Below are 12896 nucleotides of genomic sequence, written 5' to 3'. Positions count from 1 at the left end.
GACCTACCCAGAACAGCGATCTCGCGATCAGATTGCGACGCCGTAACGAAAACGTCGCGGAAATGTCGCGTCGTTTACATCCTGCCCCACTAGCGGCCCGCGCCAAGACGGCACTCATGCCGCTTGGGGGTATAGATCATGCTATCGTATGTCGGCCTGCTGCGGGCGTCGGCCGCGCTCGTCACCATCGCCGCGCTGGCCGGGACCGCGCGCGCGCAGACCGTCGCGCCAACTGCCCCTGCCGCGCAGGCGAGCGACTCCGCCGCCGCGGCGAGCGACCAGCCCGGCGAGGACATCGTCGTCAACGGCACCTACGCGCGCAGCATCGACGCCGCGGTGGAGACCAAGCGCCGCGCCGCCTATGGCGTCGACTCGATCAGCTCGACCGACATCGGCAAGTTCCCCACCCAGAACGTCGCCGAGGCGCTCCAGCTGATCCCGGGCGTGGCGATCACGCGGCCGCGCGGCGAGGGCCTCTACGTCAGCGTCCGCGGGCTCGGCCCGCAGTTCCAGAACACGCTGATGAACGGGCGCACCGTCGCGCTCAACGACCTGATCGAGAACGGCGGCGCCAACGGCCGCCAGTTCCGCTTCGAGATGCTGCCGGCCGAGTTCACCGCGCGCATCGACGTGGTGAAGACGCCCACCGCCGACATGAGCGAGGGCGCGCTGGGCGGCAACATCGACGTCACCACCTTCCGCCCGCTCGAGGTGGGCAACAAGACCACGCTCAACCTGCGCGGCACCTATACGACGCAGACCGACAAGGTGCGCCCCAACGCGACGCTGTTGACCAGCGCGACCACCGACGACGGCACCTTCGGGCTGCTCGCGGGCGCGCAATATTGGGCCAAGTCAGTGCGCAACGATCGCTTCCTGGGCTTCGGGTGGATCGCGGACCGCTACGCCACCGCCGCGACCGGAGGGCTGCCCAAGGGGCTCTACTCGCCGACGCGCACGCGGCCGACGGTGGAGACCGAGGATCGCGAGCGCGTGTCGGGGATGATCTCGGCGCAGTGGCGCCCGACCGCCGAGCTGGAGACCGTCCTGGACGTGGTCGCGACCCGGCTCGACGTCGCCTACGACGAGTTCGGCCTCGACATCTATCCAGACGACGGCAGGAGCACCTACAATCCCGCGGGATCGTCGATCGTGCCGGGCTCGGTCGTCACCGACGGCGACACGATCACCAAGGCGACGATCAACAACGTCCGCTTCATGGCGTCGCGCGAATACAGCCTCAACCGTCACGACCTGGTGACGGTCGGGCTCAAGCAGCGCTGGAACCCCGACCGCTGGCATCTCTCGGCCGACGTCAACTGGTCGGCGGCGCACAGCTATCACCCCGACTATCGCGAGGGCACGGTGCGCAGCCGCGCGATCTTCATCGCCCCGCTCAGCTATGACGCGACCGGCGGCTACAAGGTGCTGCCCGGCCTCACCACGCCGGTCGACGCCACCGACCCGGCGAACTACAGCCTCTACACCTTCAACATCGCGCCCAAGGACAGCAAGGACTGGGATCTCTACGCGCGCGCCGACGTCGCGCGCGACCTCGACGGCTTCGTCTCCAAGCTGGCCGCGGGCGGGGAATATCACCGGCGCCGCCGCGACTATTTCCGCCGCGACTTCCTGGTCAACCCGCCCGCGGGCACGCCGCTGAGCGTGCTCGGCAGCGGCGCCTATGAGCAGCTGCCGTTCGACGACTTCCTCAAGGGCGTTCCCGGCAATGCGCCGCGCAGCTTCCTCGTGCCGGTGACGAGCGCCTACCTCGACGCCTTCTTCACGCCGTCGGTGGAGAATGCGCCGCTGTCGCTCGCCGACCAGCGCTCGAGCTTCACCGTCACCGAGCGGATCGCGGGCGGCTACGTCCGCGCCGACTATCAGTTTCCGCTCGGTGCGGTGGCGGTGAGCGGCAACGCCGGCGTGCGCTACGTCCACACCGACCAGGTCGCGAGCGGCACGCTCACCGCCGGCTCGGTCGCGACACCGGCGAGCTTCCCCAAGACCTTCAACAACTGGCTGCCCAGCTTCAACCTGCGCGCCGACCTCACCACCAAGCTGGTCGGCCGCCTCGCCGCGAGCCGGGTGCTGACCCGCCCCAACGTCACCGACGTGGCGCCGCGCATCACCGTCTCGACCGACGCGCCCACCGCGAGCGGCGGCAACCCGCAGCTGGTGCCTTTCCTGGCGACGCAGTTCGACGGCTCGCTCGAATGGTATTTCGCACCGTCGGGGCTGCTGTCGGGCGCTGTCTTCTACAAGGCGCTGGACAATTACATCACGCAGAACAACGTCGACATCACGATCCCGGGACGCGGCGTCGTCCGGCTGTCGACGCAGATCAACGGCGGCGACGCCAAGGTGTACGGCGCCGAGTTCGCCTACAGCCAGGTGTTCAGCTTCCTGCCCAAGCCGCTCGACGGGCTGGGCGTGCAGGCCTCGTACACGCATACGTCGGTGCAGGCGGACTATAAGGCCGGCGACCGCGAGATCCGCGACCAGCTGATCGGCCTGTCGAAGAACAGCTTCAACCTGGTCGGCTTCTACGACATGGGGCCGGTCTCGACGCGGCTCTCCTACGTGTGGCGCGACCGCTACCTCAACGGCACCGGCAGCACGGTACAGGCGCCGAGCTATGTCGCGCCGTTCGGATCACTCGACGGCAATTTCTCGATCAGGGTGACGCCGCAGCTGACGCTGAGCCTGGAGGGGATCAACCTCGCCGGCGCACGGCAGAACACGTACAATGACAAGGAGCTGCGCTTCGGCGAGGTGAATTACTACGGGCGCACGATCCTGTTCGGCGCGCGCGCGGAGTTCTGAGTACATCCTCCCCGCATGGCGGGAAGGAGGACCGCGTCGCGCAGCGGCGTGGTGGAGGGGGCTCGCCACGAAGCGCACCGCTCGCGGACGCTCCCCCTCCACCACCGGCCTTTGGCCGGCGTGCGGGCTTCGGTGTGCCCCCGGCACGCCGAGATCGTGTCCGGCGGCACGATCTCGCCCGCACGCCCCCTCCCCTTGCCGGGGAGGATTTCCTCAGAACCGATACGTCAGCCCGACGTAGTAGTCGGTGCCGTAGCGCTGGTAGCGCCGCACCTGGCGCGGGTCGCCGTTGGTGTACTGGTAGAATTCCTGATCGGTCAGGTTCTTCGCCTGCGCCAGGATGGCCAGCCCCTGCAGCGGACCGCTCTGGAATTCATAGCCGATCTGCGCGTCGAGGATGCCCTCCGCCTTCGCGGTGTTCAGCTCCGGCGTCGCCGACAGGCCGCGCACCTCGGCGAGGAAGCTCGAGCGATAGCGGTAGGTCGTGCGCGCCTGGAAGCCCCATTTCTCGAAATAGGCGGTGCCGTTGAGCACCCACTTCGACAGGCCCGGCACGGTCTGCGTGTCCGCCGGCGCGCTGTCGTAGCGCACCGCCGAGCTGGTGTAGCTGCCGCTGCCGAACAGGCCGAAGCCGTCGAGCGAGCGGGTCAGCATGCGCAGCGGCAGCGACAGCGTCGCCTCGGCGCCGAGGATCTCGCCGCGGCCCGAGTTGGCAGGCAGCTTGAACAGGCCGTTCTGCGCGTTCTGCGCGCGCACGATCGCCTGCTGCTCGGGCGTCAGCGAGCTGAGCAGCGGCGAGAAGTCGTACAGCACGTTGTTGTTCGGATCGACGTAGTCGGTCAGCCGCTTGTAATAGCCGGTCAGCGCGACATAGCCGCCGCCGGGGAAGTACTTCTCGAACGACATGTCGATGTTGGTCGACTTGTACGGGCGCAGCTGGAAGTTGCCGCCGTCCGACGAGAAGGGGCTGTTGAGCGGGTCCGAGCCGCGCCCGACGTTGCCCGGCGTGATCGCGACGTTCTGCGAGATCCGCTCCTGGTCGAGCCGCGGGCGCACCATCGTCTGCGACGCGCCCACCTTGACGAAGCCGCTCGGGATCAGCTCCACCGACAGCGTCGCGCTCGGCAGCACGTTGGTGTATTTCGCGCCGCCCGACACCTCGGACAAGGTCACCGCGCCGGCGTTGAGCCCGGCGATGCGGCCGTCCGAGCTCTGGTCGGTGTGCACCACCTGGACGCCGAGCGAGCCCTTCATCGCCTTGCCGCCGGCGGTGCCGTCGAACACCAGTTTGGCATAGCCGGTCGCCACCTTCTCCTTCACGCCCCATACCTTGGCGAGGCTCTCCGGGCGGTTGTCGAACACCGGGGTGAGCAGGTCCAGCACGCCGCGCGAGTCGAGCGCGAGGATGTTGGGCACGCCGATGAAGCCGAGCGAGACCGGATCGAGCACCACGTCGCTCGGCACCGCGATCGACTGGGTCGTACCGCTGGCGACGGTGCAGCCGGTGCCCATGCCCGACGGGCAGTAGAAATAGGAGGTGTACTGCGCCTTCTTCTCGCGCTGCGAGTAGTTGGCGCCGACCTCCCAGCCGCGGATCACGCCCAGGTCGGCGAAGTCGCCCGCCAGGCTGGCGCGCAGCGACTTGAGGTCGTCGCTGAACTTGGGCCGGTTCTGGAAGCCCGCCTGCACCACCGCGTTGGTGCCGTTATAGCCCCAGCCGCCCGGGTCGGTGATCCGGATCACGTCGGTGTTGGTATAGTCGAGCGTCGGCACGATCGAGTAGATGCCGGTGTTCTGGCGCGTGATCGTGATGGTGTCGCGCTGCCCGGTGCCGCCGTAGCCGGTGCCCGAATAGGTCTCGATCAGCTCGTCCTGGCGGTTGGCGTGCGACCAGCTCGCGTCGACGTTGAGGTGGACCGAGTCGGACAGTTTGAGATCGTTGTTCCAGCCGAACGAGTACATGTCGGCGCGGCGCTCGTTGAGGTCGTTGCGCTGCACGGTGTATTGCGGCGAGAAAGTCGCGGTCTGGACGTAGCCGTCCTGCACCGTCACCGAGCCGGGGTTGGGCGCGACGTTGTAGCCCAGCGGGAACTCGATCCCGCGCAGGTGCTGCGTCTCCTCGAAGTGCGTGTACAGCGCGTCGAAGGTCGAGTGGAACGAGTCGCTCGGCTGCCACTCGATCGTACCGACGCCACCGTAGCGCTTGAGCAGGTTCGACTGGACATAGGGCTTGGCGCCGCCGAGCAGGCACGGGTTGCCGGCCGCATCGCAGTTGACGTTGCGGTCGTTGAGCCCGGGATAGCCCCACGCCTCGTACTTGTCGTAGTTGGTCGGCGATTCCTGCGCGGCGAGGCCGATCGAGATGCCGAGCGTGTCGCCCGCGAACTTGTCGACGAAGGTGGCGGTGGCGCGATAGCCGTAGCGCTGGCCGTCGGGGTTGCGCTTGCCGATGCCGTTCATCTGGCCGCGCGCCGAGACGACGAACAGCCGCTCCTTCTGGTCGAGCGGGCGCAGCATGCGCAGGTCCACCGTGCCCGACACGCCGGCCGCGATCAGCGACGCGTCGGCCGACTTGTAGACGTTGACGTTGCTGAAGAACTCCGAGGGATATTGGTCGAACTCGACGCCGCGGTTGTCGCCGGTGGTGACCTGCTCGCGCCCGTTGAGCAACGTGGTCGAGAAATCGGGGCCGAGGCCGCGGATCGACAGGCTCTGGTCGCGGCCCTCGACGCGCTGCGCGGTGACGCCCGGCAGACGCGCGAGCGAGTCGGCGACCGACACGTCGGGCAGCTTGCCGATGTCCTCGGCCGAGACCGAGTCGACGATGATCGTCGAGTTGCGCTTGATCTCGGCCGATTTGGCGAGGCTGGCGCGGATGCCGGTGACGACGATCTCGTCCGCGCCCGCGTCGGTCGCGGTGGGATCGGGGTTGGCGTTGGCGTCGGGCGTGGGATCGGCCGGCGGCGCGGGCTGGTCGACCGTCGCCTCGGCGGTCGGGTTGGCGGTGGGCGCGTTCGCCTGCGGCGGCGCCTCCTGCGCCTGCGCGGCGGCGGCGACGAGCAGCAGCGCGGCGGCGAGCGCGCCGCCGCTTGCGTGCGAGACGAGGCGCGTGCGCGCCGACGATATGGATGACGAGCGGTCCAAGACGATCCTCCCCTGTCCCGGCGGTCGCGTTGGTGCGACCGTGCCTGGGTTGATGCCGCCGATTAGGCCCGCGCCGGACCGCGTCACAAGAAAGCCACATACGTATTCAGCCGCCTCCGCGCGGGCTGTGGCGCGTCGGACACAGCGGCTCAGTCGAAGCGGCGGATCCAGTTCAACGTCACCTCGGCGCCGTGCGTTTCCATGGTGAACGGCGTGCGAATGACGTCGTGTCGATACTCTTCGAACCGTATCGGTCGAATGAGACGGGCGACACGGCGATAGCCGCGCGGAACGCCACCGTTCGCCGCGTCGCCCAGCGATGGCAGCGCAGCGGCGCGAACGATGACGACGCTGCCTTGATCGATCATCGCCATCTCGGGGGTGAGCGACGCTGCCATCGTCGCGGTACCGCCGAGCGCAGCGACATTGGTCGATCCTAGGATCGTCAGCCAGTTGGACGACCGCGGCCGCCGATGCGCACGAGTGAGGCGGACTTCACTGAAATAAGCGCCGACCGCATCATACTCCAGTGCGGGGTAATTGAGCAGCCAGGGGTAATGATAGGGTTCGTCCATCTCGGTGCCGGGAACAGATAAGGCGCCCAGACCCGCGGTCCCATGAACGACAGCGAGCAGCGACGACCAGCGCGCGATCATCGCGATGAATCGGTCGGGATCGGCGAAAACGATGCTGGGTGGGAAATGAACTTTGATGTTCGAGAGCCGCGCCCCGGCAGATCCATCACTCGCCAGCAAGATGAAGCGATACAAAGCGGGGTCGTCGTGCTCGGCGCGTTTGTAGCGCTTCACGGACAGGTAGAAGCTCGGTTCGATGAGGCGCCTCGGCTCGCGATAGGGCGGCGGCAGACCGCCGTCGCGCCACCGTCGCGGCCAGCCGCCGTCGCCCAGATCGTAGTGCGTTATCCCGTCGGGACACAGGCTGAGATACTCCTCCAGACAGGCGAGGGCGGCGCGCCGCTTGTCCACGTCGCAGCCGCATTCGAAGTAGAGCGATGCCATGATGCCGACGCGGGAGACGATGCGATGCCGCGGGACCTTGCGCCACTCGCCATCCGCGGCGAACACCTGCCGGTGACCGAGATGGATGCCGATGCCGCGGCACTCTATGTCATCCGCAGCGCACCGCAGATCGGTCGGGAAGAGCACCGGCGGCCTCGCTGTTCACGCGTCACCCATGATTATAGGCGTATGGAGCGCACGACGACTCTCGCGCGTGGCGGAACGCGGCGGGGGCGCGCGACGTTGGCGCGCTTCAGCCGACGGAGACTGTCATGACCCGTGCCCTGCCCCGCGCCGCCTTCCTCACCGCCCTCCCGCTCGCGCTCGCGCTCGGTGCCTGCGGCAAGGGCGATCAGACGATCACGGTCGACGAGAACAACAATGTCGTCGCCAACGAGAGCCAGGCCAACGGCCTCACCGCCTCGGGGGCGGCGGGCGACCTGATGGCGACGGACAATGCCATGAGCGGCAACGGCATGACGATGGAGAACAGCGACACGCTCGGCGACCTGTCGAACGGGACGATGTCGGGCGCGCGCTGAGCTGGGCGCGGGATCCATTCGGGGAGGGTCGCGAGATGATGTTTCGGCCCCCCAAGCTGAGGTCACGCGACGGCTGAACCGCTATCACTCGCATCCGTCATCCCGGACTTGTTCCGGGATCCAATGTCCCGCACAGGCGAGCAGCGTTGCTCGCGCCGACGGGTGGATCCCGGAAAAAGTCCGGGATGACGCAGAGTTGAGGGCGGCTAGAGGCTGATCCGTCTGTGCCGAACCGTGCTCCCGCGCACGCGGGAGCCCAGAGCGGGGAGCCGTCACGTTGGTGGCCCTGGGCTCCGGCGTTCGCCGGAGCACGCTGGCGGTTCAGCTAGGGGGTCACACTTAATGACGAATGTAGGTTCGAGGGGGCGCGGCCTCGCCTCTCCTACCTACTTCCCCGCCTCCCACGCGCGCTGGCCGCCGATCCACGTCTCCAGCACCTTGGTCTGGCGCAGCTCCGACGCGCCCGCGAGCATCGGGTCGCGGTCGAGGATCAGGAAATCGGCGCGCTGGCCCGGCGCCAGCACGCCGAAGCGATCCTCCGCGAACCCCGCGTAGCTCGCGCCGCCGGTATAGGCCCACCACGCCTGCTCCCGCGTCACCGCCTGCTCGGGGTGCCAGCCGCCCGCGGGCTCGCCGTTCGCGTCGGTGCGGGTGAACGCCGCCGCCCAGCCGGCCCAGGGGTCGGGCCGCTCCACCGGCACGTCCGAGCCGAACGCCAGCTTCGCGCCGCTGTCGAGCAGCGACTTCCACGCATAGGCGCCCCCCAGCCGCGCCGGGCCGAGCCGCGCCTCCGCCATCAGCCGGTCGCTGGTCTGGTGCGTCGGCTGCATCGAGGCGATGATGCCGTAGCGGCCGAACGACTTGAAGTCGGCCGGGTCGACCACCTGCGCATGCTCGATCCGCCAGCGTCGGTCGCCCTTATAGGTCTGCGACAGCTCGGCGATCGAGTCGATCACCTGCGAGTCGGCGCGATCGCCGATGGCGTGGACCGCGACCTGGTAGCGGTCCATCGCGGCGCGGCTCATGATGTTCTGCAACTGGTCGTCGCTGAAGAAGCCGAGCCCGCGCTGCCCCGGCGCGTCGGCGTAATCGGCCTTGAGCCACGCCCCGCGCGAGCCGAGCGCGCCGTCGGCGTAGAGCTTCACCCCCTCCAGCCGCAGCCGGTCGTCGTACAGCCACGGCGTCGGCCCGGTGCCGCCGATCGTCACCGCGGTGTCGATGCCGAGCGCGTAGGACATGATCCGCACGCGCAGCGCGCCGGTGTCGCCCATGCGGCGGTAGGTCATCCAGTCGTCGAGGCTCGTCCCCATGTCCGCGATCGCGGTGACGCCGTAGCCGAGCAGGATCTGCTGCGCCTTGAGGAAGGCGGCGGTGCGGTCCTTCGGGCTGACCTTGGGGACCACCTTCTCCATCAGGTCGGTGGCGCGATCGACCAGGGTGCCGAGCGGCTTCTCGATCCGCCCCCCCGCCGGGTCGGGCGTCGTCGCGGTGACGCCCGCGGCCTTGAGCGCCGCCGAGTTGGCCCACACGGCATGACCGTCGGCGCGAGTCATCACCACCGGCCGGTCGGCCACCGCGGCGTCGAGGTCGGCGGCGGTGGGGAAGCGGCCGAGCCCCCACACTTCCTGGTTCCAGCCGCGGCCGACGATCCACGGCCGCTCCGGATTCTCGCTCGCGTAAGCGGCGATCTTGGCCTTGGCCGCATCGAGCGTCGCCGTGTCGGAGAGATCGAGCGTCAGCGCGGCGATGCCGAGCTGGACGACATGGCCGTGCGCGTCGATCATGCCGGGCACGAGCACGCGCCCCTTCATGTCGGCGCGCCAGTCGTAGCGCGGGCCCGGGTTCTTCTTGGTCGGCTTCGGCGGCTGCTCGTCCGGCGCGATCAGCCGGACCACCTTCCCCTGCGAGTCGATCACCATGGCCTTGAAGCGGACGACGCGCTGGTCGCGGTCGAGCGTGAGGCCGGTGACATTGTCGATCAGCGCGTCGCCCGCGGCCGCGCTCGCGGCCGCGAGGTAGCAGGTCGCGACGGCGGCGCCGAGCAGGCGCGGGAGCAAGCGGCGGTACATACGATCGCCATATGATCGCGCGAGCTTTTTGGCGAGGGCGCGATGCGCGTGGCGCCTTGGACGCAAGCTCCGGCGAACCTTCAGTGCTTCGTGTGGTCGGCGGGTCGCCCGTCGCGCGCCGGCCACCGGCTCGTGGCCACCCGATGCGGTCCACGGCGACGTACGAGAGTGCGAATGACGCTGCGATGCTCGTGGGGCGAGGCGGCCGCGTTCCGCGGTACCACCCGTCCGCGCGAGCGACGCATTGCAGTGCCGCCGGCCCCGGCGTGGCGCGGCCGTCTCGTCGCGGCCCGTGACGCGGACTGCCCGCGACGTAGCGGTGCAGCGCGTCAGCGCCCTATGCCGCGCTACACCTCGTTCCCGGCGGCCCGATACGTGAGACCCGCGCGGGCGTTCGGGACGGCGTGGCCCGCGGCTCGACGAGTTCAGGACGACGCTGCAGGAAGAACCAGGATGGCGAACCCGCCCCCGCTCAGCGCGGCCGCATCGTCGCGGCGGCGAGCTTGCCGACCAGCCCCGGCAGGCCGGCATAGTTCGCCTTGTGATACGGCGAGTCATGCTCGAGCACCTTGGAGATCCGCCGGTGCGCCTCGGCGAGCGCGTGGTACGGCAGGCCCGGCAGCAGATGGTGCAACGCGTGGTAGCGCAGCCCCACCGGCGCCCACAGCACCGGCAGGAGCGCGGGCGGCGGGACGTTGACGGTGTCGAGATACTGGGCGGTGACGCTCATCTGCTCGCCCTCATTCTCCCACAGATGCGCCACGAGCGTCCGCACCTGGTTGATCAGCGCGACGCCCGAGCCGACCGCCAGGAAGATCGCGAACGCCTTGAGCGACACCGCTCCCGTGGCGGTGAGCGCGAGCAGAGCGATGGACCACAGGGAGGTGACGATCTCCCAGCGAGTCCAGCGCGCCTTCTCCTCGCCCTGCGGCGCGCGGCGACGGAAGTGCGGGTTGATCGACAGCGCCGAGTAGCGCGCCACCACCGCGTCGCGCAGGCGCGGCGACAGCGCCGACAGCGGCGCGAGCAGCGCGTAGCGGATCAGCAGCCCGACCGGCGCGAGCGCCGACACCAGGATGAACACCGGCAGGGTCCACGGCCGCATCAGCGCCAGCGGAAGATACTCGGGATCCTCCGAGGTACCGTAGCGGGTCTTGGCGTGATGCAGATTGTGGACGCCCTCGTACATGAACGAGGGGATCATCATCGGCACGCCGATCAGCGCGTTCCAGCCGGCGCGGAAGCCCGGCACCGCGGCGTGCTTGATATGGCTGATCTCGTGGATCATGCTCATGCCGCGATACAGAGCCAGCACCGCAACGACCCCGGCGAGCACCGCCCAGCCGGTCGAGGCGACGGTCACCGCGAAGGCCAGCGCGGCATAGCCTACCAGCGCCGAGCCGACCAGGTCGGCCCAGTAGAGCGCGGGGCGCGGCTGCACGAGGTCGCGGGTGAGTTCGGCGGCGGCGCGCAGCATCGCCTTGTCGTCGGCGATCGGCGTACGCGTCGCGACCGGTGTGATCGCCGCGCCGTCGCCCGTGCTCTCGAAGGTCATCGTGTTCATGGCGCTGGTCATTGCCCCAACATAGTGGCGACAGCGTGACCTTTACAGGACGCGCGCGCTCCCCGTTGCCAGTAAAAGCTCGCTCGCTATGATCGGTTTCTCCGTTTACGGGCGAGCGCCATGTCCGATCTCTCCATCACGCCGGTGACCACCAAGGGCGAGCGCAAGGCGTTCGTCGACCTGCCGTTCCGGCTCTACCAGGACGACCCGTACTGGGTCCCGCCGCTGAAGGGTGAGGCGCTCGGGCTGATCACGCCCGAGAAGAACGGCTGGTTCAGCCATGCCAAGGCGCAGCTCTTCCTGGCGCGGCGCGACGGCCGCGTGGTCGGGCGCATCTCGGCGCATATCGACACGCTCGCGCTCGAGATGCCCGCCGCGCAGGGCTTCGGCCCCGGTGTCGGACAGTGGGGGCTGATGGACGCCGAGGACGAGGACATCTTCCGTGCGCTGCTGGCGCGCGCCGAGGCGTGGCTGCGCGAGCAGGGCATGGTGCGCGCGCTCGGCCCGATCAGCATGTCGATCTGGGAGGAGCCCGGCCTGCTGATCGAGGGTTTCGACCAGGCGCCCACGGTGATGATGGGCCATCACAAGCCGATCTACCGCGCGTGGATCGAGCGCGCCGGCTACCGGCCGGTCAAGCAGCTGATCACCTACGAGCTCGACATCACGCAGGAGTTCCCGCCCATCGTGAAGCGGATCATCCGCTCGGGCGAGAACAACAAGAGCATCGTCGTACGCGAGGTGAACAAGAAGCGCTTCGACGAGGAAGCCGCAATCATCCTCGAGATCCTCAACGACGCCTGGTCCGACAATTGGGGGTTCGTCCCGCTCACCCCGCCGGAGATCAAGGACGTCGGCGTCAAGCTCAAGCCGATCGTGTTCAACGACCTGATCCGCATCGCCGAGGTCGATGGCCGGCCGGTCGCGTTCATGATCACCCTGCCCGACCTCAACGAGGCGATCCGCCCGCTCAACGGCAGCCTGCTCCCGTTCGGCTGGGCCAAGCTGCTGCTGTGGCTGCGCAAGCCGCGCGTGCGCACGATGCGCGTGCCGCTGATGGGGGTGCGCAAGGAGCTGCAGTCCTCGCGGCTGGCCAGCCAGCTCGCCTTCATGATGATCGAGGCGATCCGCAAGGCGTCGGTGGCGAACTACGGCGCCTCGCGCGGCGAGATCGGCTGGATCCTCGACGACAACCAGGGGATGAACTCGATCGCCACCGCGATCGAGAGCCAGGTCAACAAGGTCTATCAGGTCTACGAGCGGACGCTCTGATCCGGGGGGAGCCGGCGGCGCCGCGCGCCTCGGCCGGCGCGGCGCCGCTCCCTCCCGTCCGCCCGCTGGCGGGCGTCACAGCTTCTCGGGGACCTTGACGCCCAGGTCCTTCCACTCGGCGCGCGTGTGGCAGACGCGCTGGATGATGTGCGAACCGGTCGCCTCGGTGTTGTAGCAGTAGCGCGTGTTGGGATTGCGCGCCTTGACGCCCTCCGCCTGGGTCGCGGCAGAGGAGTCGGCGGCGATGGTGGCAGCGGCCGGCGGGCTGGTCGGCTCGGCCTGCGCCGGGGCGACGAGGACCAGGCTGGTGAGCGCGGCGACGATCGTGACGTTCATGGCAGTGTCTCCCTGCCCCGCTGATCGGGGACGCCACATGCATTGCAGGCGCCGTGCCAATCTGCGTTTTCTGTTAATTAGCAATGGCTTAGCCCGTCCGCGCGCAGGGGATCGCGAGCGCACT

At 68.9% G+C, this 12896-nt stretch carries 8 protein-coding genes; 3 read left to right on the top strand and 5 right to left on the bottom strand.

Annotation, left to right across the window (positions count from 1 at the left end):
* Positions 1–138: 138 nt before the first annotated feature.
* Positions 139–2826, top strand: coding sequence for a TonB-dependent receptor (locus FHY05_RS14810; RefSeq protein WP_183945226.1), 2688 nt, complete (start codon positions 139–141; stop codon positions 2824–2826).
* A gap of 213 nt (positions 2827–3039) precedes the next feature.
* On the opposite strand, the gene FHY05_RS14805 is transcribed toward FHY05_RS14810, so the two are convergent.
* Together FHY05_RS14805 and FHY05_RS14800 are read right to left on the bottom strand one after the other, a co-directional pair.
* Positions 3040–5970: a TonB-dependent receptor gene (locus FHY05_RS14805; RefSeq protein ID WP_260181587.1), complete on the bottom strand. Its 2931-nt coding sequence runs from the start codon at positions 5968–5970 to the stop codon at positions 3040–3042.
* A 149-nt stretch (positions 5971–6119) separates the two neighbouring features.
* Positions 6120–7136, bottom strand: a complete 1017-nt coding sequence (locus FHY05_RS14800) for a type VI immunity family protein (protein WP_183945225.1) — start codon at positions 7134–7136, stop codon at positions 6120–6122.
* Positions 7137–7261: 125 nt separating this feature from the next.
* Between FHY05_RS14800 and FHY05_RS14795 the strand changes: the two genes are divergently transcribed.
* The gene (locus FHY05_RS14795) at positions 7262–7531 is read left to right on the top strand and encodes a hypothetical protein (RefSeq protein WP_183945224.1); all 270 of its coding nucleotides are present in this window, start codon (positions 7262–7264) and stop codon (positions 7529–7531) included.
* A 386-nt stretch (positions 7532–7917) separates the two neighbouring features.
* Here the strand turns inward: FHY05_RS14795 and FHY05_RS14790 are convergent, their stop codons facing one another.
* Together FHY05_RS14790 and FHY05_RS14785 are read right to left on the bottom strand one after the other, a co-directional pair.
* The gene (locus FHY05_RS14790) at positions 7918–9600 is read right to left on the bottom strand and encodes an amidohydrolase (protein WP_183945223.1); all 1683 of its coding nucleotides are present in this window, start codon (positions 9598–9600) and stop codon (positions 7918–7920) included.
* A gap of 472 nt (positions 9601–10072) precedes the next feature.
* A complete protein-coding gene (locus tag FHY05_RS14785; protein ID WP_409321794.1) occupies positions 10073–11176 on the bottom strand; it encodes a fatty acid desaturase family protein in 1104 nt (367 codons plus the stop codon).
* Between the two features lie 108 nt (positions 11177–11284).
* Between FHY05_RS14785 and FHY05_RS14780 the strand changes: the two genes are divergently transcribed.
* The gene (locus FHY05_RS14780) at positions 11285–12436 is read left to right on the top strand and encodes an N-acetyltransferase (protein WP_183945222.1); all 1152 of its coding nucleotides are present in this window, start codon (positions 11285–11287) and stop codon (positions 12434–12436) included.
* A gap of 75 nt (positions 12437–12511) precedes the next feature.
* Here the strand turns inward: FHY05_RS14780 and FHY05_RS14775 are convergent, their stop codons facing one another.
* Positions 12512–12772, bottom strand: a complete 261-nt coding sequence (locus FHY05_RS14775) for a hypothetical protein (protein WP_183945221.1) — start codon at positions 12770–12772, stop codon at positions 12512–12514.
* Positions 12773–12896: the final 124 nt, after the last annotated feature.

The organism is Sphingomonas sp. BK580 (assembly GCF_014194975.1).
Taxonomy (GTDB): Bacteria; Pseudomonadota; Alphaproteobacteria; order Sphingomonadales; family Sphingomonadaceae; genus Sphingomonas.
The sequence above is the reverse complement of the archived record's forward strand: the minus strand, read 5'-3'. Positions and strand labels throughout refer to the sequence as shown.